This window comes from Streptomyces sp. NBC_00454, assembly GCF_041434015.1.
In the GTDB taxonomy this organism is placed as follows: Bacteria; Actinomycetota; Actinomycetes; order Streptomycetales; family Streptomycetaceae; genus Streptomyces.
The window spans coordinates 5276419-5300783 of sequence record NZ_CP107907.1 but is presented as its reverse complement, the minus strand read 5'-3'; the positions used below and the strand labels follow the sequence as shown (position 1 = coordinate 5300783).

The following is a 24365-nucleotide window of genomic DNA, read 5'->3' as shown; positions in this document are numbered from 1 at the left end:
GTACCTCTTTGGTCCGCACTCGCCCCGACCCGTCCCGCCCCTCCGGCACCCCGCACGGGCAGAATGTCCGTATGCGCATCGACCTCTCTTCCGCCCCCGGCGATCCGGAACGCCCCAACGAGGACTGGCTGTCGGCCGCGATACCCGCGTCGGGCGGCGGAGTCCTGGTCGCCCTCGACGGGGTCACCCCGCCGCCGGGCGAGGTCGGATGCGCGCACGGAGTCCCCTGGTTCGCGGCCCGGCTCGGCGGCCGATTGACCGAACTGTCCGGATCGCGGCGGGACATGCCGCTCGACCGGGTCCTCGCGGAGTCCATCGCCGCCACCGCCGACGCCCACCGCGACACCTGTGACCTTTCTCACGTCCGGACCCCGCAGGCGACGGTGGTCATCGTCCGCTGGGACGAGTCCTGCGTCGAACACCTGGTGCTCTCGGACTCCGTACTCCTCCTCCAGGCGCCCGGGGGCGAGGTGCGCGCGGTCCTCGACGACCGGCTGGACCGGATCCCGCGCGAGCAGCTGCGTACGAACGCCTCGGCGGACCTGCTGCGCAACGCGGAGGGCGGTTTCTTCACGGCCGCCGCGGACCCGGCGGTGGCCTCCCGCGCGGTGACCGGGCGGACGCCCCGCGCCGAGGTCCGGGCGGTGGCGGCGCTCACGGACGGGGCGAGCCGGTGGACGGACACCTTCGGGGAGGGCGACTGGGCCGAATGCCTGGCGGTGCTGCGCAAGGAGGGCGCCCAGTCCCTGATCGACCGCGTCCGGACCCTGGAGACGGACCCCGACCGGCAGCACGGACGCGGCAAACGGCACGACGACGCCTCGGCGGCTTACGCGGAGCTGTAGCGGGGGCGAGGGCGGGCCGCCCGGGGTGGCGGCGAGCCGCTCCCGGTCCCGCCCGGCTGCTCCCCTGCTCCCCTACTCCACGCCCGCGTTCAGCTGGTTCAGCAGCCGGGCCAGCTCCGCGACCTCCCCGCGGTCCCAGTCCGCGAGCTTGCGCATGTACTGCTCGCGCCGGGCGTCGCGGACCCGCAGGAAGCGCTCCCGGCCCTCGTCCGTGAGCCCGACCAGGAAGGCGCGGCCGTCCGCCGGGTCCGGTTCGCGGGCCACCAGGCCCAGTACCTCCAAGGCCCGCAGCTGCCGGCTCATCGTGGCCTTGCCGACCCCGAAGTACCCGGCCAGCTCGGTCGCCCGCTGCCGGCCGGCGGCCTCCAGGCGGACGAGGAGCCCGTACGCGGCCGGCTCCAGCTCCGGGTGCAGTTCGCGCGCCATCTCCCCGGACGAGGCGCGGGCGCGCCGGAGGAAGACGGACAGCTCCCGCTCCAGGGCAAGGAACTCCTGGTCTTCGCTCCCGTGCACGTGTCCCGCTCCTTCGGTGGTGTGTGGGCCACCAGTATTTCGCAGCGGGTACGCCGAGGGCCCGGGGCCCCGCCGGTCGGCGGGATCCCGGGCCCGAGGGCCTTTCGTCGGGGGCAGATCAGGCGGCCGGTCGTGCAACCGGTCAGGCGACCGGTCAGGTGACCCGTCAGGCGACCGCGGTCACCGTGACCGCGTCGGGGACCAGGGCCAGCGCCAGGACCTGGCGGACATCCGTCACCGGGTGCACCTCCAGCCCCTCCAGCACCTCGGCCGGGACGTCGTCCAGGTCGGCCTCGTTGCGCTTGGGGATGATGACGGTGGTCAGCCCGGCCCGGTGCGCGGCCAGCAGCTTCTGCTTGACCCCGCCGATGGGCAGGACGCGTCCGGTCAGCGAGACCTCACCGGTCATGGCCACGTCGGTCCGCACCTGCCGCCCGGACAGCAGCGAGGCCAGGGCCGTGGTCATCGTGACGCCCGCGCTCGGGCCGTCCTTGGGCACCGCGCCCGCCGGGAAGTGGATGTGCACGCCCCGGTCCTTCAGGTCGGCGACCGGGAGTTCCAGCTCCGCGCCGTGCGAGCGCAGGAAGCTGAGCGCGATCTGCGCCGACTCCTTCATCACGTCGCCGAGCTGCCCGGTCAGCGTGAGCCCGGCCGCCCCCGTCTCGGGATCGGCCAGCGAGGCCTCCACGAACAGCACGTCCCCGCCCGCCCCGGTCACGGCGAGGCCGGTGGCCACGCCGGGCACGGCGGTGCGCCGCTCGGCCGGGTCCTGCGCGGACTCCGGTACGTGGTGCGGCCGCCCGATCAGCGCCCGCAGTTCGCCGGCCCCGATCCGCACCGGCAGCTCCCGCTCTCCGAGCTCGTGCTGGGAGGCCACCTTGCGCAGCAGGCGGGCGAGGGAGCGCTCCAGGGTGCGTACGCCCGCCTCGCGGGTGTACTCCCCGGCCAGCTTGCGCAGCGCCTCGTCCTCCAGGACCACTTCCTCCGCGCCGAGGCCGGCGCGCTCCAGTTGGCGGGGCAGCAGGTGGTCGCGGGCGATGACCACCTTCTCGTCCTCGGTGTAGCCGTCGAGGCGCACCAGCTCCATGCGGTCGGCGAGGGCCTCGGGGATGGCCTCCAGGACATTGGCGGTGGCCAGGAACACGACGTCGCTCAGGTCCAGTTCCACCTCCAGGTAGTGGTCCCGGAAGGTGTGGTTCTGGGCGGGGTCGAGCACCTCCAGCAGCGCCGCCGCCGGGTCCCCGCGGAAGTCGGAGCCGACCTTGTCGATCTCGTCGAGCAGGACGACCGGGTTCATCGAGCCGGCCTCCTTGATGGCCCGGACGATCCGGCCGGGCAGCGCGCCCACGTACGTACGCCGGTGGCCGCGGATCTCGGCCTCGTCCCGTACTCCGCCCAGCGCGACGCGGACGAACTTGCGTCCCATGGCGTGGGCCACCGACTCCCCGAGGGAGGTCTTGCCGACTCCCGGAGGGCCTACGAGCGCCAGCACGGCCCCGCCGCGGCGGCCGCCCACGACGCCCATCCCGCGCTCGGAGCGGCGCTTGCGCACCGCGAGGTACTCGGTGATCCGGTCCTTCACGTCGCCCAGCCCGGCGTGCTCGGCGTCCAGGACGGCCCGGGCGCCGCGGATGTCGTACTCGTCCTCGGTCCGCTCGTTCCAGGGCAGTTCGAGCACGGTGTCCAGCCAGGTGCGGATCCAGGAGCCCTCGGGGGACTGGTCGCTGGAACGCTCCAGCTTCTCGACCTCCTTGAGCGCGGCCTCCCGCACCTTCTCGGGCAGGTCCGCGGCCTCGACGCGGGCCCGGTAGTCGTCGGACTCCTCGCCCTCCTTCTCGCCGCCGAGCTCGCGCAGTTCCTTGCGGACGGCCTCCAACTGGCGCTTGAGCAGGAACTCCCGCTGCTGCTTGTCGACCCCGTCCTGGACGTCCTTGGCGATGGACTCGGCGACGTCCTGTTCGGCGAGGTGGTCGCTGAGCGCCTTGACCGCGAGCTTGAGCCGCGCGATCGGGTCGGCGGTCTCCAGGAGCTCCACCTTCTGGGCCACGCTCAGGAAGGGCGAGTACCCGGAGTTGTCGGCGAGCGCCGAGACCCCTTCGATCTGCTGCACCCGGTCCACGACCTGCCAGGCCCCGCGCTTCTTGAGCCAGCTGGTGGCGAGTGCCTTGTACTCCTTGACCAGCTCGGTGACGGCCCCGGGCAGCGGATCGGGGACGCTCTCGTCCACGGTCTCGCCCTCGACCCAGAGCGCAGCCCCGGGCCCGGTGGTCCCGGCCCCGATACGGACCCGCCCGCGCCCCCGGATCAGCGCCCCCGGGTCCCCGTCCGACAGCCGTCCCACCTGCTCCACGGTGCCCAGCACCCCGGTCCCGGTGTACTTCCCGTCGACCCGCGGCACGAGCAGCACCCGCGGCTTCCCGCTCCCGGCGGCAGCCTGAGCCGCCTCCACGGCCGCTCGGGCCTCGGAGTCGGTCAGGTCCAGCGGTACGACCATTCCTGGCAGCACGACCTCGTCGTCGAGCGGCAGCACGGGCAGGGTGAGCGTTACGGACGTCGAAGCCATGATCTTCCCTCCGGCAGTGAAGTTGAGCTATGCCGACTCAATGCACATGCGCGCCCCAATGTTCCCCAACCCCCGTTCGCCGGGGGCGAACAGGGGTCGCGGCAGCCGTCCGGTCCAGGGGCCCGGGAGCCGGGACCGGGACCGACGGCGTTGTCAGTGGCCCCTGCGACGATCCGCGGACATCACCACGAGCGGGAGAAGAACATGGGCACCTGGGACGTCGGCCCCTTCGACAACGACACGGCCGCGGACTTCTGCGGAGACCTCGACGAAGCGCCGGAGAACGAGCGCGAGGCCCTCATCCGCAGCGCCCTCGGGGAAGCGATCGACACACTCGACTACCTCGACCAGGACATCGCCGTGCAGGCGGTCGCCGCGGCCGCGCTGATTGCCGCACAGTGCCCCGGCGGCACGCCGGTGACCACGCCCTACGGCCCTGACCTGCCCCTGCCCCGGCTCTCCGGCGACCTGCGCGCGTTCGCCGTCAGGGCCCTCGACCGGGTGGTCACCGAGCCCTCCGAGCTCATGGAACTCTGGGAGGAGACGCAGCGGCCCGGGCCCTGGCGGGCCGGCATCGGCGAACTCCGGACCGTCCTCGCACCGCAGCAGGCGTAGACATAGGCGTACGCATAGGCACAGGCACAGGGCTCAGCCGTTCACCCCTGCGATGCGGAGGCCTCAGGCCGCCGAGATCTGGATGTCGCCCGAGGTGGTCTTCACCGACAGGCTGGCCGGGGCGGCCGGGTCCGTGGGGATGGTGATCGCGCGATCGCCCGAATCGGTGGAGACCTCGACCCGGTACGGGGCCGAAGGGACCTTCAGCTTCGCGTCGCCCGAGGTGGACGCCACGGCGACCGAGGCCGGGGCCTTCGCGAAGGCCAGGTCGACGGCGCCGGATTCGGAGCGGGCCTCCACCGTCCGGCCGGCCAGGTTCTCGGCGGAGATGTCCCCCGAGGAGGTACGGATCTTCAGCTGCCCGGCAATCCCTTCGGCCTTGACCTCGCCGGAGGAGGTTGCGAGGTCGGCCGCGGCCACCCCGGCCACGGTGATGTCCCCGCTGTCGCCGTGGAGTTCGACCTTGGCGGAGGCTGGCACCTCCAGGCGGTAGTCGACGGCGCATTCGTCGGAGCAGTCCCCGTTGGTGAGGGTCAGCACGCCCCCCGAGACCCGGTGGGCGGGCTCGGGCTTGCTGTCGCCGCGGTAGCGGACGGTGCGGTGGACGACGACGCCCGGCCCGGAGCCGACGGTGACCTCGATGTCGCCGCTGCGTGCGTCCGGCACCTCGACCGTCGTGACGGCCTCCGAGACGGTGACGTCGGAGCTCGCCTTCTTCTGCGGGGCCGTCAGGGAGAAGGAGCAGCCGGTGAGGAGCAGGCCCGCGGCGAGGGCGACGGCGGTGGAGGTGACGGCGGTGCGAGCAGTCAGGGTCATGAGGACGATCGTGCCCGCGGGCCGGCGGCGAAGGCCATGGGGACCACGCCCCGTTCCCGGTGGGGATAACCCCCCGGACCCGGACCCCCACGGAACCGCGCGGCACCCCCGGCACCGGCACCCGCCGGGCGGCGCTGCGGCTGACCGACCTACGAACCGGCCTAGGTCCCCGTCACCACCGGCCGGTCCGGTGACGGCATGCCCCACTCGCTCCAGGAGCCGTCGTACACCGCGAGGCGCCCGTACCCGGCGAGGTCCGCGCCAAGGGCGAGCACGCAGGCCGTGACCCCGGATCCGCAGCTGAAGTAGAGCCGCTCCCGGTCCCCCGCCACCGCCCCGATCGCCTCGCGGAGCTCCGCGGCGGGGCGCATCAGGCCGTCGGCGTCCTGGAGTTCCCCGAACGGCAGGCTGACCGCTCCCGGCATGTGGCCGCCGCGCAGGCCTGGGCGGGGTTCGGGGGCGGTGCCCGCGAAGCGCTCGCGGGTGCGGGCGTCGAGCACGGCGGCGGCCGGATCGGCCAGGGCCGCCGAGACGGTGGCGGCATCCACCAGGAGCCCGGCTCGGGGGCGGGCGGCGAAGGAGCCGCGGGGGCCCTCGTACGCCGCCGCGCGCTCCTCCACCGGCCGCCCGGCGGCGAGCCACGCGGGGAGCCCGCCGTCGAGGACGGCGACCCGGTCGAAGCCCATGGCGCGCAGCATCCACCAGGCGCGGGCGCTGGAGTAGATCCCGGCGCCGTCGTACGCGACGACCGTACTGTCCTCGTCGACCCCGAGGGCGCGCATCGCCCCGGCGAAGGCCTCGGCGCCCGGCATGGTGTGCGGGGCGGCGGCGCTGTGGTCGGACAGGTCGCCGTCGAGGTCGAAGGGCCGGGCGCCGGGGATGCGGCGGCCGCCGTCCCGGTGACCGCCGACGGAGGCGTCGAAGACGACCAGCCCGGGGGCACCGAGGCGCTCCGCGAGCCAGTCGCCGCCGACCAACGGGCCGGGCGGCACCAGGGAGTGGGAACGGACCGCGCTCATACGACACCTCCGGCAGAAGCCAACGGGCCTCACCCCACCGGCCCCCTCGGCCCCATCCTCCTACGGGGCTTCGCGAGTTGCCGGGGCGGGTGGCCGGCCGGGCCCACGGGCAGCCCGGTTGGGGTCAACGGACCGTGCCGGCCATCCAGGCCGAGATCTCCGCGGCACCCCGACGGACGGCCCCCTCCTGGTCGCGGGCGAGCTTCCCGCAGGCCGCGGCGACGTCCGGCAGACCGTCCGGTCCCTCGTGCGCGTCATGCACCCCGGTCTGCAGCCAGTCGGCCTGGTTTTCGTCGGCCTCGACCACCGCGAGAGCGATGAGCCGCACCGCGGCCGCCGTCCCCGTTCGGGCCAGGGCCTCCGCCGTCTGCCGCGTCACCGCGGTGTCCTGGGCGTCCAGCAGCAGACCCACCAGCGCGCCCGCAGCTTCCGGAGCATCGGCGAAGGCGGCCAGATCACGCCCGGCGCGGGCACGTCGTATCCACGAAGGGGACGACGCCTCGTCCAAGGCCGACTCCGGCCCACCCGTCATCTCCGTCACGACCAGAAGGTCTCACGCCCTGCGAAGAAGATCGAACCTGGGGCAGAAACGGGCGTGGCCGCAGGCAGTAGCCGACGCGGGCGGCAGCAGGCGGTCGCGGAGCAGCCCGCGGCGGAGGAGCCGGCTACGGCGGACGGCTCCGGAACGGCCCCCCGCGGCTACCGGCAGCCGCCCGGCTTGGCGAAGAGGGCCACTCGGGCGCCGCGGACCTGCGTCACCGAGCACAGGTCGAAGGAGGAGACCAGGGTCTGCCGTTTCACCGCCTCCGCCGGGTCTCCGTCCAGCGGTTGGCCCGACGGGTCCAGGAGGGCCACCACCCGTTCGGTGGAGGGGTCGAGCAGGGCCTCGCGGATCTCCTGCGCGGTCCGCTCCACCCCCTGGAGGCTCCGCGAAGCCGCCGGGGTGCGGGACAGGGCCGGGTCGCGCAGGGACCCGTAGACCTCCGGCGAGGACAGCAGCCATTCGCGCCGCCGGGAGGGCATGAAGAGCACCGCGTCGCCCGGCCAGGCCCGCTCCCGCACGGCCGCCGCCACGGCGAGCGCGTCGTCCTTGCGGCTCTCCGGGGTACGCAGCCACGCGGACCAGAACCCCACCGGGACCAGGAGCGCCGCGGCCAGCAGCCAGGGCCACCAGTCCCGGGCCCGCACGGGCCGCCGCACCTGTGCCAGCCGGGTCCCCGCGAGGAGGGCGAGACCGGCGAGCGAGTAGAGGACGTACCGGTCCACGTACCAGGGGTGCACCAGCGAGACCGCGAGCAGCACCCCGGGCGGCAGCAGCGCGAGCGGCAGGGCCACGCGTACGAGGTCCCGCGCGGCCGCGGCGGCCGGTTCCGCGGCAGGCCGCTTCGGCCCGTCGGGGTTCGGCGTCCGGTGCGTGCGCGCGCCGGGCCGGCCGGAGGCCCCCGTACCGGACGGCGCACCCGGGCTTCCGGCCGGTGCGGCGAGGCCCCGCGACACCCGGCCCCGCGAAGGGCCTGGCGTCGCGGGGCGCGGCGCCAGGAGCAGCGCCGCCGCCGCGAGGACTCCGTAGGCCGCCCAGTCCTGCCAGCCGGGCCGGCCGAGCCAGCCCAGCTGCTGCTGCGCCTGCCGCGCGCTGACCAGGGCGAGCGGCAGCAGCCCGGCCACGACGGCGGCGGCGCTCCACCGCCAGCCGCGCGAACGCCACGCGGTGAAGGCGTGCGCGGGCAGGGCCAGTACGGCGAACTCGTGCAGCCAGCACCCCAGCACCAGGACCACGGCGTAGCCGACCCACCGCTCGCGCAGCATCAGGTACGTCGCCCAGATCACGGCCGCGGCGACGAGGGCGTACGAGCGCCCCTCCTGGGCGTACATCTGCACGGGCGGCAGCACGGCGTACCCGACCCCGGCGAACAGCGCGGCCCGTTCCGCGGCGGGCCGGTCCCGGGGCGACCGGTACCCGGGCCGCCGCGCCCCGGAGGGCTGCTCCCCGGAGGGTCGCTCCCCGGACAGCCGGTCCGCAGCCGGCCGGTCTCCGAAGGGCTGATCCCCGGCCCGTCGCTCTCCGGACAGCCCGTCCCGGGACGCCCCGTCCCCGGACAGCCCGTCTGCAGCCGGTCGGTCTCCGGGCAGCTGATCCCCGGAGGGGCGCTCCCCGGACGGACGCTCCGCGGACAGCCCGTCCGCAGCCGCCCGGCCCTCCGGGGGCCGCCCCCCGGACGCCCCGTCCTCACGGCGCGCCCCGTCCTCGCCAGTCCGTCCCCCGGCCCCCGCCAGCCGGTGGGCCACCGCGGCCACCCCGGCCGCGGCCAGGGCGGTGGCGGCCACGGAGGGCAGGCGCAGCGCCCACAGGCCGGCGGAGGCCCCGTCCGCGCCGCCGCCCGCCACGGCGAAGACCGCGTGCATCAGCAGGTAGTAGAGGCCGTGCACGGCATCGACCTGGCCGAGGAGTTCCCACAGCGCGCCGAGCGGGCGGTGTGCGACCTGCCAGGTGACGGACTCGTCGCGCCACATCGAGCCGCCGCGCGGGAGGCCCCAGAGGCCGAGCGCGAGGGCGGTGAGCGGCGGCAGCCAGCGCCAGAGGGCGAAGCGGCGGATGTGGGGCCTCCGGGTGCTATCCGTACGGGTGGTGCCGACTCCATACTCGGGGTTCGAGCCGAATACCTGCGGGGGTGGGGCGTGCGAGCACGTGGATGGCGAGTCGGTCTGGTGGCCGCGACCGTGGCGCTGGCCGTTGCACCGGCCCTGACCGGGTGCTCCTTCGGCGGGTCGAAGGACGGGGCCGGACCGAAGGCGACACCATCGGGCCAGGTCCTGACCCCGGGCACCAGCGGCGGCTCCGGCGCGCCGACGGCCACCCCCGGCGGGAGCCCGGACCCGAGCGCGACGGGCTCAAGCGCGGGGACCGGCGGGACGGGCACCGCCCCGCAGCCCTCGGCCAGCGGCTCCGTGCCCGCTCCCGCACCCAGTGCCTCGGGGCCATCCTCCACCGCGACCCTGGTCACGGTCACCCGGAGCGGGGGCATGAAGGGGCAGACGAGCAGTCTGGTCATCAAGGGCGACGGATCGTTCCTGCGGCTCGACGCCCAGGCCAAGGCGGTCTCCGGGGACAAGCTCTCGGCGGCGGCCCTGGCGAAGCTGCGCACCGCCCTCCAGGAGGCCGACTTCGCCCACCTGCCCCGGATCTCGATGCCCGACCGGCCCGTGGCCGACGCGTTCACGTACGCCTTCGCGTACGGCGGCTACGAGGTCGCCGCCGCCCAGACCACGCTCCCGGCCCCCTTGGTGAAGGTCTTGGGCGCCCTGCCGCCCTTCGACCCGCGCTAGGGGGTGTCCGAAAGAGACGACCTGGCCGCCCCGCTACAGCCCCGTCCCCGCCACTGTGATCTCCCGTAGCCGCCGGTCCAGGTACCCGCGCAGCAGGACCGCCATGTCCACGCCCTCCGGGTCCAGGACCCACTGGATCTGGAAGCCGTCCATCACGGCGAGGGTCTCGCGGCAGACGGCCTCGCAGTCCGTCCCCGGCCGCAGCTCGCCGCGCGCGACGCCCGCCTCCAGCAGGTCGACGCTGTAGCGCAGGACCCGTGCGTAGCGGCGGCGGAAGTAGTCGTGCGCGGGGTGGCCCGGGTTCCCGGACTCCCCGACCAGCGTGTTGAACATCCGTACGAGGCCGGGCCGGCGGGCGTTGTCCTCCGCGAGGGCGACGACGGCCGCGAAGTGGGCGGCGACCGAGGGGACCTCCTCGGCGGGTTCGGCGAAGAGCCGGTCCATGTCGTGCTGCTCGCTCTGGCCCAGGACCGACAGCAGCAGGTCCTCCTTGCTGCGGAAGTGGTGCAGCAGGCCGCCCTGGGTGATCCCGCAGTCGTTGGCGATCCGGGCGAGCGAGGAGGCGTGGAACCCCCACTGCGCGAAGTGCTCGACCGAGGTGTCGAGGATCTTCTGGCGGCGGGCGTCGCCCACCGCGTAGCTGCCCCGGCCCTTGGCGGCCGTCGAATCGGGGACCGTTCGGTCCTTGTCCTGTGCCGTTCGGCCCTTGTCCTGTGCCATGCCCAACACCCTAGACGCAGGGTGTTTTCGGCCACGCCGGGAGAGTGACCCAGGTCACCAAACCAAAACCTAGTAGGTGCATGGTTTTCGCGCTTACGGTGAAAAAGCCGGGTCGGCGACGAGGCCGATCGCGGGAACGCTGGAGTACCCCATGACGCTCACGCAGGACGCCAGAGGCGCACACCAAGCCGAAGACCGACCGGATCAGGCCACCCCCGCCGACGCACCCGCCGACGCACCCGCCAAGCTGATCTTCGGCCTGGTCGCCGCGCAGCTCGGCATCTGCATCGCCGTCTTCACGCCGATCGTCGTGACCCTGGCCCTGCGCGTGGCCCAGATCGTCCCCGAGGCCGAACGCGGCGCCGCCCTCGGCAAGGTCCTCTCCGTCGGCGCGTTCCTCGCCCTCATCGGCAACCCGCTCTTCGGCGCCCTCTCCGACCGCACCACCAGCCGCTTCGGCCGCCGCCGCCCCTGGCTCGTCGGCGGCATGGCGGTCGCCGCCGTCGGCCTGACGGTGGTCGGGCTCGGCTCCAGCGTCCCCACGCTCCTCATCGGCTGGGCCATCGCGCAGCTCGGCTGCAACGCCGCCCTGTGCATGGTCACCGCCTGCATCCCGGACCTGATCCCGGACCACCAGCGCGGCCGGGTCTCCGGCATGGTCGGCATGATGCTGTCCGTCTCGATGGTCGCGGGCAGCTTCCTCGCACAGGTCTTCACCGACAACATGGCGCTGGCCTTCATCGTCCCGGCCTTCGTCGGCGTCCTCGGGGTCTGCGTCCTGGCCTCCGTGATGCCCGACCGGCCGGCGTCCGCCGCGTCCGTGGCCCCGTACAGCTTCAGGGAGTTCCTGCACAGCTTCTGGGTCGACCCGCGCAAGAACCCGGACTACGCCTGGAACTTCGCGAGCCGGTTCCTGGTCTTCATCGGCATCGCCTGCGTGACCAGCTACCAGGTGTACTTCCTGATGGACCGCCTCGGGGTCGCCGAGGCCGACGTCGCCTCGAAGATGTTCACCACCACCCTGGTCACCGTCGGCGGCGTGGTCGTCGGCTCCCTCGCGGGCGGCTGGCTCTCCGACTCCACCGGCCGCCGCAAGCCCTTCGTGCTCGCCTCCGCCTTCGTCATCGGCGTCGGCCTGCTGCTGATCGCCACCGCCGGCACCTTCGGGATGTTCCTCTTCGCCGTGGCCGTCTTCGGCTTCGGCGAGGGCCTCTACCTCGCGGTCGACGTGGCGCTGGCCGCCGCCGTGCTGCCCGACCCCGAGAGCGCCGCCAAGGACATGGGCGTGCTCAACATCGCCAACGCCCTCCCCCAGTCACTCGTCCCGATGCTCGCGCCCTTCGTCCTGGCCATCGGCGGAGGGGGCAACTACGGAGCCCTCTTCCTCTTCGGCGGCATCGCGGCGGCCGTCGGCGCGGGGCTCGTCCAGCTGATCCGCTCGGTCAAGTGATCGCCACCCCTCCCCTTGACCGCCACCCCTCCCTGTGACCGCCACCCCTCCCCGTGACCGCCACCCTCTCAGGAGCCAGCCCATGACCACCGCCTCCCACGGCCTGCCCGCCTACAAGGACTCCGCGCTCCCCGTCGACCGGCGCGTCGAGGACCTGCTGTCCCGGATGACCCTGGAGGAGAAGGCCGGCCAGCTCTTCCACTCGATGCTGATGATGAACCCGGACGGCACGCCGGTCACCGAGACCGACGGCTCGATCCTCCCGTTCACCACCCCCGAGCTGATCGAGGGCCGCTTCCTCACCCACTTCAACCTCCTCGGCTCCTACGGCGCCCGCGAGATGGCGATGTGGCAGAACGCCGTCCAGGAGATGGCCGCCGCCACCCGCCTCGGCATCCCGGTGACCCTGTCCACCGACCCCCGGCACTCCTTCACCGACAACGTCGGCGCCTCCTTCAACGCCGGCGCCTTCTCCGCCTGGCCCGAGGCCATCGGCCTCGCCGCGATCGGCGACCCGGAGCTGGTCTTCGCCTTCGCCGACATCATGCGCCGCGAGTACCTCTCCGTCGGCTTCCGCGTCGCCCTGCATCCGCAGATAGACCTGGCGACCGAACCCCGCTGGGCGCGCCAGTCGGGCACCTTCGGTTCGGACGCGAAGCTGACGGGCGAGCTGGTCCAGGCGTACGTACGGGGCCTGCAGGGCGAGGAGCTGGGCGCGGGCTCGGTCTCCGCGATGGTCAAGCACTTCCCGGGCGGCGGCCCGCAGAAGGACGGCGAGGACCCGCACTTCGCGCACGGCAAGGAGCAGATCTACCCGGGCGGACTGCGCGAGCACCACCTGGAGCCGTTCAAGGCGGCCATCGCGGCCGGCTGCTCGCAGATGATGCCGTACTACGGCCAGCCCATCGGCACGGACTGGGAAGAGGTCGGCTTCGGCTTCAACAAGGGCGTCGTCACGGGCCTGCTCCGCGAGGAGCTCGGCTTCCAGGGCATCGTCTGCACCGACTGGGGCCTGCTCACGGACTCGGTGATCTTCGGCGAGAAGCACCCGGCCCGCGCCTGGGGCCTGGAGCACCTGTCCACCGCCGAGCGGACGGCGCGTTCGCTGGAGGCGGGTTCGGACCAGTTCGGCGGCGAGCAGTGCCCCGAGGTCATCGTGGAGCTGGTCCGCTCGGGCCGGATCTCCGAGTCCCGCATCGACGAGTCGGTACGGCGGCTGCTGCGCGAGAAGTTCGTCCTCGGCCTGTTCGAGAACCCGTACGTGGACCCGGACGCGGCGGCCCAGACGGTCGGCCGGGCCGACTTCGCGGCGGCCGGCGCGGCGGCCCAGCGGCGCTCGCTGACGGTCCTGACCAACACCGGCGGGATCCTCCCCGTCACCTCCGGCCCCGCCTCCGGCAAGCCGAAGCTGTACGTCAAGGGCGTGGACGAGGCCGTCGCCGCCGGGTACGGGGACCTCGTGTCCGACCCGGCCGGGGCGGACCTGGCCGTGCTGCGGCTGCGCACCCCGCACGAACCCCGCACGAACATCTTCGAGTCCTTCTTCCACTCGGGTTCGCTGGCCTTCCCCGAGCCGGAGCTCACGGAGATCCTGACCCTCCTGGACACCGTGCCCACTCTGGTCTGCATCAACCTGGAACGGGCCGCGGTGATCCCCGAGATCGCGGAGCGGGCGGGGGCGCTGATCGCGGATTACGGGGCCTCGGACGCCGCGCTGCTGGACGTGGCCTTCGGGCGGGCCGCCGCCGAGGGGCGTCTGCCCTTCGAGCTCCCGCGCTCGATGGAAGCCGTGGCGGCTTCCCGCCCGGACGTCCCGAACGACACGGTCGACCCCGTGTTCCCGTACGGGCACGGGCTGCGCCTCTGACCCTGCGGGGCCGATCCCCTACCCACCCTTCCGCCGTTCCCCGGGGCTCTGCCCCGGACCCCGCACCTCAAACGCCGGCGTGGCTGGAAAATCCAGCCACGCCGGCGTTCGAAGCGGAACCCCCTGTTGAACCCGTCATAGCCGGAGGCCAGCCGCTCCTCTACGCTGCACCCCTATCCACGCGGGATCTTCAGGGGCGGGAAATGGAACAGACGCACACCACCACCCACAACGGCGCCGCGGCCACCCCCGGCGCGCAGCGCCGGGTGCTCGTCGTCGAGGACGACCACACCATCGCCGAGGCGATCGCGGCCCGGCTGCGCGCCGAGGGCTTCCAGGTGCAGACGGCCGCCGACGGCCCGGCCGCGGTGGCCGCCGCCGAGAGCTGGCTGCCGGAGCTGCTCGTGCTCGATGTGATGCTGCCGGGCTTCGACGGCCTGGAGGTCTGCCGCCGGGTCCAGGCGCAGCGGCCGGTCCCGGTGCTGATGCTCACCGCCCGGGACGACGAGACGGACATGCTGGTCGGGCTCGGGGTCGGCGCCGACGACTACATGACGAAGCCCTTCTCGATGCGCGAGCTGGCCGCGCGGGTCCACGTACTGCTGCGCCGGGTGGAGCGGGCCACGCTGGCCGCGCACGCTCCGCGCGGGGCCACGCTGCGCCTGGGCGATCTGGAGATCGACCACGCGCAGCGCCGGGTACGGGTGCACACGGAGGACGTGCACCTGACGCCGACCGAGTTCGACCTGCTGGTGTGCCTGGCGGGGACCCCCCGGGCGGTGCTCTCGCGGGAGCAGCTGCTGGCCGAGGTCTGGGACTGGGCCGACGCTTCGGGGACCCGTACCGTCGACAGCCACATCAAGGCCCTGCGCCGGAAGATCGGCGCCGAGCGGATCCGTACGGTCCACGGCGTCGGGTACGCCCTGGAGACCCCGGCGCAGCCGTGAGCCGCCCCGGCGGGGAGCGCGGCGTCAGCCGCTCCAGTGGAGCCGGTGGCACCGGGGGGCTGCGGCCCTTCTCGCCGTTCTCGATCAAGACCAAGCTGGGCACGCTCGTCGTGGTGTCGGTCTTCATCACCACGGGGCTGCTGATGGTGGCGCTGCGCACGGCCACCGAGGTCCGCTTCATCACGGTGTTCTCGGTGATCGCCTCGATGCTGATCACCCAGTTCGTGGCGCACAGCCTGACGGCTCCGCTGGACGACATGACCACCGTGGCGCGGGCGATATCCCACGGGGACTACACGCGCCGGGTGCGCGGGGCGGGGCGCCGCGACGAGCTGGGCGACCTGGCCTCCACGATCAATCTGATGGCGGACGACCTGGAGGCGGTGGACCGGCACCGCAAGGAGCTCGTCGCCAACGTCTCGCACGAGCTGCGCACGCCGATCGCGGCCCTGCGGGCGGTACTGGAGAACGTGGTCGACGGGGTCTCGGCCGCCGATCCGGAGACGATGCGGACGGCGCTGAAGCAGACCGAGCGGCTCGGCCGGCTGGTGGAGACCCTGCTGGACCTGTCCCGCGTGGACAACGGGGTGGTGCCGCTGCGGGCCCGCCGCTTCGAGGTGTGGCCGTACCTCTCGGGGGTGCTGAAGGAATCGGGGCTGGCGGCGTCCGGCCGGCCGGGGCTCTCCTCCGGCTCGGGCGGGCACACCCGCAACGACGTCCACCTCCACCTCGACGTGTTCCCGACCGACCTGGCGGCGTACGCGGACGCGGAGCGGCTGCACCAGGTGGTGGCGAACCTGATCGACAACGCGGTCAAGCACAGCCCGCCGCACGGCCGGGTCACGGTCCGCGCGCGGGCCGGCGACGCGCCCGGGAGCCTGGCCCTGGAGGTCCGGGACGAGGGTCCGGGAATTCCGGAGGAGGAGCGCCACCGGGTCTTCGAGCGGTTCAACCGGGGCAGCGCCCGGGGCGGTGACGGCGGGACGGGGCTGGGCCTGGCCATCGCCCGCTGGGCGGTCGGGCTGCACGGCGGGCACATCGGGGTGGCCGAATCGTCACGGGGCTGCTGCATCCTCGTCACGCTTCCGGGCAGCTCACAGGCGCCGGGTTGACGTAGGGTTCTAGTGGGAAGGACATGATCTCGGCCACACATACCGGGGTCCGTCAGGGGTGCGAGGCCTAGGGGGTCGCAACCGCGGTGCCTCCTGCCCGAACCACGCTTGTTTCCCGCCATTTCAAGCGGTGAAACCCGCCGTTCGGTGTGACCTACGCGACGGAAGTCCCGCCCGGTCTGCATCTCACGGCCCGGGAGGCGTAGCCTTTATTCCCGCTGTCCATACCTTGTGAAGCGGAAGAGGGCGGTTGCCGCCGTGTCGCCACAGTCCCCCAGTAACTCGAGCACCACGACCGAAGCATCAGAGGGCGGGAAGAACCCCGCTCCAGGCTTCGGCGCGAATGAGTGGCTCGTCGACGAGATCTACCAGCAGTACCTCCAGGACCCGAATTCTGTCGACCGGGCCTGGTGGGACTTCTTCGCCGACTACAAGCCCGGGGGCGCCATCGCCCCCGTGAAGGCCGAAGAGCCGAAGAAGTCCACGCCGACGACGGATGGCGCCTCCGCACAGGCCGCCACCTCCGTCGTGCAGAACCCGCAGGCCTTCGACGCCGCCACGGGGGCGGCGAGTGTCACGCCACCTTCTGCCGCCGCGCCCACGACGCCTGTGTCAGCACCTGCCCCTGTACCTGCCACCCCCTCTGGTGCCCCTGCTGTGACTGTCACCTCCCAGGCCCCGGCCGCCGCCGCACCGGCTGCCCCCGCCCCTCAGGCTCCGGCTCCCGCCGCCGCTCCCACGTCTGTAGCCCCCCAGAAGGCCGCGCCCGCCACCGAGGCCCCCACGGGCCCCGCACTGGTGACGCTCCGCGGCCCGGCGGCTGCCGTGGTCAAGAACATGAACGCCTCCCTCGAAGTGCCGACGGCCACCTCCGTCCGCGCCGTCCCGGTGAAGCTGCTGTTCGACAACCGCATCGTCATCAACAACCACCTGAAGCGCGCCCGGGGCGGGAAGATCTCCTTCACCCACCTCATCGGCTACGCGATGGTGCAGGCCATCAAGGCCATGCCGTCGATGAACTACTCCTTCGCGGAGAAGGACGGCAAGCCGACCCTGGTCAAGCCGGAGCACATCAACTTCGGCCTCGCGATCGACCTGGTGAAGCCGAACGGCGACCGCCAGCTCGTCGTCGCCGGCATCAAGAAGGCCGAGACCCTCAACTTCTTCGAGTTCTGGCAGGCGTACGAGGACATCGTCCGCCGCGCCCGCGTCGGCAAGCTGACGATGGACGACTTCACCGGGGTGACGGTCTCCCTCACCAACCCCGGCGGCCTGGGCACCGTCCACTCCGTGCCGCGCCTGATGCCCGGACAGTCGGTCATCATGGGCGTCGGCTCGATGGACTACCCGGCCGAGTTCCAGGGCACCTCCCAGGACACCCTGAACAAGCTGGCCATCTCCAAGGTCATGACCCTGACGTCGACCTACGACCACCGGGTCATCCAGGGCGCGGCCTCCGGCGAGTTCCTGCGCATCGTCGCGAACATGCTGCTCGGCGAGAGCGGCTTCTACGACGACGTCTTCGAGGCGCTGCGCATCCCGTACGAGCCGGTCCGCTGGCTCCGGGACATCGACGCCTCGCACGACGACGACGTCACGAAGGCCGCCCGCGTCTTCGAGCTGATCCACTCCTACCGGGTCCGCGGCCACGTCATGGCCGACACCGACCCGCTGGAGTACAAGCAGCGCAAGCACCCCGACCTGGACATCACCGAGCACGGCCTCACCCTGTGGGACCTGGAGCGCGAGTTCGCGGTCGGCGGATTCTCCGGCAAGTCGATGATGAAGCTGCGCGACATCCTCGGCGTGCTGCGCGACTCGTACTGCCGCACCACCGGCGTCGAGTTCATGCACATCCAGGACCCCAAGCAGCGCCGCTGGATCCAGGACCGCATCGAGCGCCCGCACTCCAAGCCGGAGCGCGAGGAGCAGCTGCGGATCCTGCGCCGCCTGAACGCGGCGGAGGCCTTCGAGACCTTCCTGCAGACGAAGTACGTCGGCCAGAAGCGCTTCTCCCTGGAGGGCGGCGAGTCCGTCATCCCGCTGCTCGACGCCGTCATCGACTCGGCCGCCGAGGCCCGCCTCGAAGAGGTCGCGATCGGCATGGCCCACCGCGGCCGCCTGAACGTGCTCGCGAACATCGTCGGCAAGTCGTACGCGCAGATCTTCCGCGAGTTCGAGGGCAACCTCGACCCGAAGTCCATGCACGGCTCCGGCGACGTCAAGTACCACCTGGGCGCCAACGGCACCTTCACGGGCCTGGACGGGGAGCAGATCAAGGTCTCGCTCGTCGCCAACCCCTCGCACCTGGAGGCGGTGGACCCGGTCCTGGAGGGCGTGGTCCGCGCCAAGCAGGACATCATCAACAAGGGCGGCACGGACTTCACGGTCCTGCCCGTCGCCCTGCACGGCGACGCGGCCTTCGCGGGCCAGGGCGTCGTCGCCGAGACGCTGAACATGTCGCAGCTGCGCGGCTACCGCACCGGCGGCACCGTGCACGTGGTCATCAACAACCAGGTCGGCTTCACCGCCGCCCCGGAGTCCTCGCGTTCCTCGATGTACGCGACCGACGTGGCCCGCATGATCGAGGCGCCGATCTTCCACGTGAACGGCGACGACCCGGAGGCCGTGGTCCGCATCGCGCGCCTGGCCTTCGAGTTCCGTCAGGCGTTCAACAAGGACGTGGTCATCGACCTCATCTGCTACCGCCGCCGCGGCCACAACGAGTCCGACAACCCGGCGTTCACGCAGCCGCTGATGTACGACCTGATCGACAAGAAGCGCTCGGTGCGCAAGCTGTACACCGAGTCCCTCATCGGTCGCGGCGACATCACCCTGGAAGAGGCGGAGCAGGCGCTCCAGGACTTCCAGGGCCAGCTGGAGAAGGTCTTCGCGGAGGTCCGCGAGGCCGCCACGCAGCCCGCGGTCGCCCCGGTCGCGCCCGTCCAGGTCGCGCAGGAGTTCCCGGTCACCGTGAACACCGCGATCTCGCAGGACGTCGTCAAGCGGATCGCCGAGTCCCAGGTCACCATCCCCGAGGGCGTCACCGTCCACCCGCGTCTGCTGCCGCAGCTGCAGCGCCGCGCGGCGATGATCGACGAGGGCACCATCGACTGGGGCATGGGCGAGACCCTCGCCTTCGGCTCGCTGCTGATGGAGGGCACCCCGGTCCGGCTGTCCGGCCAGGACTCCCGCCGCGGCACCTTCGGCCAGCGCCACGCGGTCCTCATCGACCGGGAGACGGGCGAGGACTACACCCCCCTCCTCTACCTCTCGGACGACCAGGCCCGCTACAACGTCTACGACTCGCTGCTCTCCGAGTACGCGGCCATGGGCTTCGAGTACGGCTACTCGCTGGCCCGCCCGGACGCGCTGGTCCTCTGGGAGGCCCAGTTCGGTGACTTCGTCAACGGCGCGCAGACCGTCGTCGACGAGTTCATCTCCTCGGCCGAGCAGAAGTGGGGCCAGACGTCCGGCGTCACGCTCCTGCTCCCGCACGGCTACGAGGGCCAGGGCCCGGACCACTCCTCCGCCCGCCCGGAGCGCTTCCTGCAGATGTGCGCGCAGGACAACATGACGGTCGCGATGCCGACGCTCCCGTCGAACTACTTCCACCTCCTGCGGTGGCAGGTCCACAACCCGCACCACAAGCCGCTCATCGTCTTCACCCCGAAGTCGATGCTGCGTCTGAAGGCTGCGGCGTCGAAGGCCGAGGAGTTCACGACCGGCGGGTTCCGTCCGGTCATCGGCGACTCCGCCGTCGACCCGAACGCGGTCCGCAAGGTCGTGTTCTGCGCGGGCAAGGTCTACTACGACCTCGAGGCCGAGCGCGAGAAGCGCGGTATCACCGACACGGCGATCCTGCGCATCGAGCGCCTGTACCCGCTCCCGGGTGCCGAACTCCAGGCGGAGATCGCCAAGTTCCCGAACACGGCGAAGTACATCTGGGCCCAGGAGGAGCCGGCGAACCAGGGCGCGTGGCCCTTCATCGCCCTCAACCTGATCGACCACCTCGACCTGGCGGTCGGCGCGGACATCCCGGCCGGCGAGCGCCTGCGGCGCATCTCCCGCCCGCACGGCTCGTCCCCGGCGGTCGGCTCCGCGAAGCGCCACCAGGCGGAGCAGCAGCTCCTGCTGAACGAGGTCTTCGAGGCGTAACCGCTGCACTGGCCCGAACACTGGAAGGCCCGGCCCCCCTCACGGGGAGCCGGGCCTTCCGGCGCATTCCAGCCCCGCCGGGCAAATCCAGCCCCGCCGGCGTTTGAGGCGCGGGGTCCGGGGCGGAGCCCCGGGGAACGGTGGAAGGGCGGGTAGGGGACACGGCCCCGCGCAGCGGCTCCCGAAGCGTCAGCCGACCGTGTAAGGGGCCAGGTTCGGGTGCGCCTCGCACCATGCGGCCCGGTCGTGCTCGACCACCGCACGGGCCACCGCATACCGGCCCCCCGGCGGCGCAACCCCGTCCATGCCCCGCTCGGCCGCAGCCATCGCGTCCACGAACACCCGCCCCCCATCGGTGAGTTCCCAACACCCCACGAGCACCGGCAGGACAGCCGCCACCTGCGCCCGGATCCGCGCATGCTGCGCCCACGCCCCCCTGGCCCCGTAGAGCGCGGCGCGCTGCCAGTACCCCGCCAGTGCCAAGTGCGCGTACGCGCCCCGCAGGAGCCCCTCCAGCGGCCGCGGATCGGCTCGCCAGGGGGCCCAGTACCGCGCGGTGCGATCGGCGGTGTGCAGCGGGAACGCCCCGGCCAGCGCGGCCAGTTTCCCGTGCTGCACCTCGTGGACCAGGGCCGCGGCCAGCGTGGGCGGCGGTTGCGCCCGCGCCAGTACGGAGCCCTGCGCCGCGGGCAGGGTGCCCCCGGCCGGCCGGGCGCTGCCGGACAGCGGGACGACGGAGCGCAGCAGCCGGCCGGTCTCCTCCGCGCGGGCGGCGTCGTAGCGGTGCAGCAGGGTCAGGGCGCCCGACCACTGGGTGTCCCAGCGCTTGTGCCCCTTGGGGGTGAGCCGGCGGGCGGCGGGGACGGCCGCCGAAGCCCGGTAGGGGTCGAGGTCGTCGAGCGCGGTGTGCCCGTCGGGCAGTGCGTGCAGGGGCAGCGCCGCCGGGTCCCCGGGGTCCCAGGAGTGCTCGGTGAGGGCGAGCGGGCCGGGACGGGACGGTCGCAGCAGCCCGAGCGTGGGCAGGACGAGGCGGCCGTTCGGGGCCCGCAGGGTGGCCTTGAAGCCGATCCCGGCCCGCAGGGCCGCGGCGGCGGCGAGCGCTCCGAGGTGCCCGAGGTCGGCCGGTGGCCCGTACGGGGCGCGCAGCCGGCGCAGCGTCTCCTCGGCCCATATCCCGGTGGCCGGATACTGCACCACGTCGGCGGTCGCCACGGGGTCGTAGCGCTCGGCCTCGTCGAGCAGGGCCCAGTGCTCGGCGGCCTCTCCCCCGGGCAGGGCCTCGCGCACCTCCCGGAGCAGCTCCAGCCTCCGGTCCCTCCGTATGCCGCACACCAGCCGGGTCCCTTCGGCGGACGGCTCGGTGGACCCGAGCGCCCGCAGCACCCCGTCGATCGGCTCCGGGTGCCTCATCGCCTCACCTCCAGCCGTGGACGCTCCATCCCTGCCCTGGGGACGAGCTCCACGAACGGCGGAAAGCGGTCAAGTCCGGCTAGGGCCTGCCGTGGGCCCCGGGCGGATTATCCTGGCGGGAAACACCCCACCACCGCACGGAGCCCGACTTGTACTTCACCGATCGCGGCATCGAGGAGCTGGAGAAGCGGCGCGGCGAGGAGGAGGTCACCTTCGAGTGGCTCGCCGAGCAGCTGCGCACCTTCGTCGACCTGAACCCGGACTTCGAGGTCCCGGTGGAACGCCTCGCCACCTGGCTGGCGCGCCTGGACGACGAGGACGACGACGAGGACGCGTGAGAACCGCCCTCGCCGCTCCCGCTCCATGACGAAGGGGCCCGACCGCTGAAGCGGTCGGGCCCCTTCGTCATGGTCCCTGGGGACAACGAGGACAAGGTCGCGATCAGGCGGCCTTGGTCTCCCAGAAGATGCGGTCGATCTCGGCGATGAGCTCCAGCGCCTTGGCGCCGGTCGCCGGGTCGTTCGACGCCTTGGCGGCCGAGAGGGCCTTCAGGGTGTCGTTGACCAGCGCGTGCAGCTGCGGGTACTTCTCGAAGTGCGGCGGCTTGAAGTAGTCGCTCCACAGCACCGAGACGTGGTGCTTCGCGAGCTCGGCGCGCTGCTCCTTGATGGTGATGGCGCGCGCGCGGAAGTCGGCGTCGTCGTTGGCCTGGTACTTCTCCTGCACGGCCTTGACGGACTCGGCCTCGATGCGGGCCTGGGCAGGGTCGTACACGCCGCACGGCAGGTCGCAGTGGGCGGAGACCGTGGCCTTGGGGGCGAACAGGCGGGAAAGCATGGGGTTTGTCCTCCTCGTGATCGTCTTCTCAAGGGGGAGATTACTCCGTGAGAGAGACGTTTTCGCGGCCGCCCCCATGCGGTTGGGACAAAAGTCCAGGGCGCTCCCCGGGGCGGTGAGCGAATGTACGGACGCGTGCGGCAGCATGCGGGGTGGGACGAGACCCGGCGAGCCGGGCGAGGAGGTCGGGTATGTCGGGGTCGCGCATGTCGGGGAACGCTCACTCGCGCCGGGGGACGCGGGAGTGGAAGTCGCCGCTCAGGCAGATCGGCGTGGTGGCGGTGCAGGGGCCTTCGATGGCGCCGACGCTGGAGAACGGGGACCAGCTGGTGGTCCGGTACGGGGCCCCGGTGCGGCGGGGCCACGTCGTGGTGCTGCGCCACCCGTTCCAGCAGGACCTGCTGGTCGTCAAACGGGCGGCGGAGCGGCGGCCGGGCGGCTGGTGGGTGCTGGGCGACAACCCGTACAACGAGACGGGCGACAGCACCGACTACGGGCCGGTCCCCGACGAGCTGGTGCTGGCGACCGCGGTGGCGCGCTTCAGGCCCCGCCCGCGGCCGGAGCACGCGGCGCAGGATCAGCGCTCGCTGAGGGCGTGGCTCTCCTGGGCGGCGTCGGCGCTGCGCCCGCTGCGGGCGGACTCCTCGGCCTCCAGCCGCTTGCGGGCCCGGTAGGCGGCGACGTTGGCGCGGGTGGCGCACCGGTCGGAGCAGTAGCGCCGGGAGCGGTTGGTGGAGGTGTCCAGGTAGGCGTTGCGGCAGGGCGCCGCCTGGCAGAGGCCCAGCCGGTCCGGCCCGTGCTCGGTGAGGTGGAAGGCCAGCCCGAAGCACGCGATCGCGGCGTAGCCGGCGGAGGCGTTGGAGGGGTGGTCGGCGAGGTGGATGTGCCAGTCGGGGCCGCCGGCCTCGCCGAGCGTCTCGTGGCCGGAGACCTGGGGGCTGACGGGGAACTCCATGAGCAGGGAGTTCAGCAGGTCGACGGCGAGGACGTGGTCCCCGCCGTCGGCGGCCTCGAAGACGCTGCGCAGCCGGCCGCGGACGTTGCGGAAGCGGGTGACGTCACCGTCCGTGACGCGGCGGGCCATCTGCACGCTGGCGCCGAAGAGCGCGCGGACGGCGTCCACGGAGGTCAGCGAGTCCTTGTTGCGGGCCGGCTCCTCGGTGTTGACCAGGCGCACGGCGTAGTCCGAGTAATGGGCCAATTCCACTTGTAGTCCTTACGGCTGCGGATTAGTCTCGCGGTAACGGCTGAGATAGGTACGAGGGTATTACGCATGGAGGACTTCGTGGCGGAAACCGCACGCTCCGGTACGGCAGGATCCGATACCGCACGCTCCGATAGGACATCACCCGACTGGCAGGCCTGGCAGGACAGCTGGGACCGCCAGCAGGAGTGGTACATGCCCGACCGCGAAGAGCGGTTCCGGGTGATGCTGGACATGGTCGAGGCACTGGTCGGCACGGCCCCCCGCGTGCTGGACCTGGCCTGCGGTACCGGAAGCATCACGGACCGCCTCCTCAAGAGGTTCCCCGAATCCACCAGTACGGGGGTCGATCTCGACCCCGCGCTGTTGACGATCGCCCGGGGCCACTTCGCGGGCGACCCCCGCGTCACCTTCGTGACCGCCGACCTCAAGGACCCCGACTGGCGCGCGGCCCTCCCCCACGACTCCTACGACGCCGTTCTGACGGCCACGGCCCTGCACTGGCTGCCCAGCACGGACCTCGCCGTCCTGTACGGGCAGCTCGCGCCCCTGGTCCGGGCCGGCGGGGTGTTCATGAACGCCGACCACATGCCCGACCCCGCCACCCCCCGGATCAACGCCGCCGAGCGCGCCCACCGGCACGGCGGGATGGACCGGGCGAAGGCTGTCGGCGCGGTCGACTGGCGCGAGTGGTGGGAGCTGGCGGCCGCCGACCCGGCGCTCGCCGAGCCGACGAAGGCCCGGTTCGAGATCTACGGCGAGCACGCCGACGGCGACACCCCGCCCGAGTCCTGGCACGCGGCCACGCTGCGCGGCTCCGGGTTCGCGGAGGCCCGTACCGTCTGGCGCTCGCCCTCGGACGGACTGGTGCTGGCCCTGAAGTAGCGGGCCCTTAAGCAGCAGGGCCCGGACATGCGGCAGGGGCGGTACGGGAGACCCGTACCGCCCCTGCCGCATGTCGGTCG

21 protein-coding genes are annotated in these 24365 nt (G+C 72.8%); 11 read left to right on the top strand and 10 right to left on the bottom strand.

The genetic code is table 11. The annotated features are described in order from the left end of the window. The first annotated feature begins 71 nt into the window (after positions 1 to 71). Positions 72 to 845, top strand: coding sequence for a hypothetical protein (locus OHU74_RS24640; protein WP_371617898.1), 774 nt, complete (start codon positions 72 to 74; stop codon positions 843 to 845). Positions 846 to 917: 72 nt separating this feature from the next. On the opposite strand, the gene OHU74_RS24635 is transcribed toward OHU74_RS24640, so the two are convergent. Both OHU74_RS24635 and lon read right to left on the bottom strand, forming a co-directional pair. Then, a complete protein-coding gene (locus OHU74_RS24635; RefSeq protein ID WP_371619797.1) occupies positions 918 to 1403 on the bottom strand; it encodes a MarR family winged helix-turn-helix transcriptional regulator in 486 nt (161 codons plus the stop codon). A 121-nt stretch (positions 1404 to 1524) separates the two neighbouring features. Further along, a complete protein-coding gene (gene lon / locus OHU74_RS24630) occupies positions 1525 to 3921 on the bottom strand; it encodes an endopeptidase La (RefSeq protein WP_371617897.1) in 2397 nt (798 codons plus the stop codon). 204 nt (positions 3922 to 4125) lie between these two features. Between lon and OHU74_RS24625 the strand changes: the two genes are divergently transcribed. Further along, complete coding sequence (locus OHU74_RS24625; protein WP_371617896.1) at positions 4126 to 4536, top strand: DUF4259 domain-containing protein; 411 nt, start codon at positions 4126 to 4128, stop codon at positions 4534 to 4536. Positions 4537 to 4599: 63 nt separating this feature from the next. Here the strand turns inward: OHU74_RS24625 and OHU74_RS24620 are convergent, their stop codons facing one another. The 4 genes from OHU74_RS24620 to OHU74_RS24605 all read right to left on the bottom strand — a co-directional run bounded on the left by OHU74_RS24620 (position 4600) and on the right by OHU74_RS24605 (position 8882). After that, on the bottom strand, positions 4600 to 5352 hold the full coding sequence (locus OHU74_RS24620) for a DUF4097 domain-containing protein (protein ID WP_371617895.1): 753 nt from the start codon (positions 5350 to 5352) through the stop codon (positions 4600 to 4602). Positions 5353 to 5513: 161 nt separating this feature from the next. Then, complete coding sequence (locus OHU74_RS24615; protein WP_371617894.1) at positions 5514 to 6371, bottom strand: sulfurtransferase; 858 nt, start codon at positions 6369 to 6371, stop codon at positions 5514 to 5516. 124 nt (positions 6372 to 6495) lie between these two features. Continuing rightward, positions 6496 to 6903, bottom strand: a complete 408-nt coding sequence (locus OHU74_RS24610) for a hypothetical protein (RefSeq protein WP_371619796.1) — start codon at positions 6901 to 6903, stop codon at positions 6496 to 6498. 167 nt (positions 6904 to 7070) lie between these two features. Then, positions 7071 to 8882: a hypothetical protein gene (locus tag OHU74_RS24605; protein WP_371617893.1), complete on the bottom strand. Its 1812-nt coding sequence runs from the start codon at positions 8880 to 8882 to the stop codon at positions 7071 to 7073. A gap of 195 nt (positions 8883 to 9077) precedes the next feature. Here OHU74_RS24605 and OHU74_RS24600 point away from each other — a divergent pair, with 195 nt between their 5' ends. Then, positions 9078 to 9695: a hypothetical protein gene (locus tag OHU74_RS24600; protein WP_371617892.1), complete on the top strand. Its 618-nt coding sequence runs from the start codon at positions 9078 to 9080 to the stop codon at positions 9693 to 9695. A gap of 33 nt (positions 9696 to 9728) precedes the next feature. On the opposite strand, the gene OHU74_RS24595 is transcribed toward OHU74_RS24600, so the two are convergent. Then, positions 9729 to 10415, bottom strand: a complete 687-nt coding sequence (locus OHU74_RS24595; RefSeq protein ID WP_371617891.1) for a TetR/AcrR family transcriptional regulator — start codon at positions 10413 to 10415, stop codon at positions 9729 to 9731. A 151-nt stretch (positions 10416 to 10566) separates the two neighbouring features. Here OHU74_RS24595 and OHU74_RS24590 point away from each other — a divergent pair, with 151 nt between their 5' ends. The 5 genes from OHU74_RS24590 (at position 10567) to OHU74_RS24570 (ending at position 19949) form a co-directional block, all read left to right on the top strand. Then, positions 10567 to 11865 carry an MFS transporter gene (locus OHU74_RS24590; RefSeq protein ID WP_371617890.1) on the top strand — a complete coding sequence of 433 codons (1299 nt, stop codon included), beginning with the start codon at positions 10567 to 10569 and terminating at the stop codon, positions 11863 to 11865. Between the two features lie 82 nt (positions 11866 to 11947). Then, entirely contained in the window at positions 11948 to 13732 is a 1785-nt protein-coding gene (locus OHU74_RS24585; RefSeq protein WP_371617889.1) for a glycoside hydrolase family 3 protein, read from the top strand. A 203-nt stretch (positions 13733 to 13935) separates the two neighbouring features. Then, positions 13936 to 14679: a response regulator transcription factor gene (locus OHU74_RS24580; protein ID WP_330298546.1), complete on the top strand. Its 744-nt coding sequence runs from the start codon at positions 13936 to 13938 to the stop codon at positions 14677 to 14679. 59 nt (positions 14680 to 14738) lie between these two features. After that, on the top strand, positions 14739 to 15791 hold the full coding sequence (locus OHU74_RS24575) for an ATP-binding protein (protein ID WP_371619795.1): 1053 nt from the start codon (positions 14739 to 14741) through the stop codon (positions 15789 to 15791). A 258-nt stretch (positions 15792 to 16049) separates the two neighbouring features. Beyond that, positions 16050 to 19949 (top strand): multifunctional oxoglutarate decarboxylase/oxoglutarate dehydrogenase thiamine pyrophosphate-binding subunit/dihydrolipoyllysine-residue succinyltransferase subunit, encoded by a 3900-nt coding sequence (locus OHU74_RS24570; RefSeq protein ID WP_371617888.1) that lies wholly within the window; start codon positions 16050 to 16052, stop codon positions 19947 to 19949. Positions 19950 to 20138: 189 nt separating this feature from the next. Here OHU74_RS24570 and OHU74_RS24565 read toward each other — a convergent pair whose 3' ends face one another. Continuing rightward, positions 20139 to 21359: an HEXXH motif-containing putative peptide modification protein gene (locus tag OHU74_RS24565; protein ID WP_371617887.1), complete on the bottom strand. Its 1221-nt coding sequence runs from the start codon at positions 21357 to 21359 to the stop codon at positions 20139 to 20141. Positions 21360 to 21508: 149 nt separating this feature from the next. Between OHU74_RS24565 and OHU74_RS24560 the strand changes: the two genes are divergently transcribed. After that, positions 21509 to 21697 carry a DUF6104 family protein gene (locus OHU74_RS24560; protein ID WP_030386011.1) on the top strand — a complete coding sequence of 63 codons (189 nt, stop codon included), beginning with the start codon at positions 21509 to 21511 and terminating at the stop codon, positions 21695 to 21697. A gap of 103 nt (positions 21698 to 21800) precedes the next feature. On the opposite strand, the gene sodN is transcribed toward OHU74_RS24560, so the two are convergent. Further along, positions 21801 to 22196 carry a superoxide dismutase, Ni gene (sodN, locus tag OHU74_RS24555; RefSeq protein WP_330298542.1) on the bottom strand — a complete coding sequence of 132 codons (396 nt, stop codon included), beginning with the start codon at positions 22194 to 22196 and terminating at the stop codon, positions 21801 to 21803. A 206-nt stretch (positions 22197 to 22402) separates the two neighbouring features. Here sodN and sodX point away from each other — a divergent pair, with 206 nt between their 5' ends. Continuing rightward, positions 22403 to 22870, top strand: a complete 468-nt coding sequence (gene sodX, locus OHU74_RS24550; protein WP_371617886.1) for a nickel-type superoxide dismutase maturation protease — start codon at positions 22403 to 22405, stop codon at positions 22868 to 22870. Here the strand turns inward: sodX and OHU74_RS24545 are convergent. Continuing rightward, positions 22774 to 23403: an ABATE domain-containing protein gene (locus OHU74_RS24545; protein ID WP_371617885.1), complete on the bottom strand. Its 630-nt coding sequence runs from the start codon at positions 23401 to 23403 to the stop codon at positions 22774 to 22776. The genes sodX and OHU74_RS24545 overlap by 97 nt on opposite strands. Positions 23404 to 23595: 192 nt before the next feature. Here OHU74_RS24545 and OHU74_RS24540 point away from each other — a divergent pair, with 192 nt between their 5' ends. Continuing rightward, positions 23596 to 24285 carry a trans-aconitate 2-methyltransferase gene (locus OHU74_RS24540; RefSeq protein ID WP_371617884.1) on the top strand — a complete coding sequence of 230 codons (690 nt, stop codon included), beginning with the start codon at positions 23596 to 23598 and terminating at the stop codon, positions 24283 to 24285. Positions 24286 to 24365: the final 80 nt, after the last annotated feature.

Coding starts and splice junctions, on each gene's coding strand:
- sodX (WP_371617886.1), top strand. CDS start 22,403: ATGTCGGGGAACGCTCACTCGCGCCGGGGGACGCGGGAGTGGAAGTCG.
- OHU74_RS24640 (WP_371617898.1), top strand. CDS start 72: ATGCGCATCGACCTCTCTTCCGCCCCCGGCGATCCGGAACGCCCCAAC.
- sodN (WP_330298542.1), bottom strand. CDS start 22,196: ATGCTTTCCCGCCTGTTCGCCCCCAAGGCCACGGTCTCCGCCCACTGC.
- OHU74_RS24585 (WP_371617889.1), top strand. CDS start 11,948: ATGACCACCGCCTCCCACGGCCTGCCCGCCTACAAGGACTCCGCGCTC.
- lon (WP_371617897.1), bottom strand. CDS start 3,921: ATGGCTTCGACGTCCGTAACGCTCACCCTGCCCGTGCTGCCGCTCGAC.
- OHU74_RS24565 (WP_371617887.1), bottom strand. CDS start 21,359: ATGAGGCACCCGGAGCCGATCGACGGGGTGCTGCGGGCGCTCGGGTCC.
- OHU74_RS24615 (WP_371617894.1), bottom strand. CDS start 6,371: ATGAGCGCGGTCCGTTCCCACTCCCTGGTGCCGCCCGGCCCGTTGGTC.
- OHU74_RS24590 (WP_371617890.1), top strand. CDS start 10,567: ATGACGCTCACGCAGGACGCCAGAGGCGCACACCAAGCCGAAGACCGA.
- OHU74_RS24595 (WP_371617891.1), bottom strand. CDS start 10,415: ATGGCACAGGACAAGGGCCGAACGGCACAGGACAAGGACCGAACGGTC.
- OHU74_RS24620 (WP_371617895.1), bottom strand. CDS start 5,352: ATGACCCTGACTGCTCGCACCGCCGTCACCTCCACCGCCGTCGCCCTC.
- OHU74_RS24540 (WP_371617884.1), top strand. CDS start 23,596: ATGCCCGACCGCGAAGAGCGGTTCCGGGTGATGCTGGACATGGTCGAG.
- OHU74_RS24610 (WP_371619796.1), bottom strand. CDS start 6,903: ATGACGGGTGGGCCGGAGTCGGCCTTGGACGAGGCGTCGTCCCCTTCG.
- OHU74_RS24580 (WP_330298546.1), top strand. CDS start 13,936: ATGGAACAGACGCACACCACCACCCACAACGGCGCCGCGGCCACCCCC.
- OHU74_RS24605 (WP_371617893.1), bottom strand. CDS start 8,882: ATGTGGCGCGACGAGTCCGTCACCTGGCAGGTCGCACACCGCCCGCTC.
- OHU74_RS24625 (WP_371617896.1), top strand. CDS start 4,126: ATGGGCACCTGGGACGTCGGCCCCTTCGACAACGACACGGCCGCGGAC.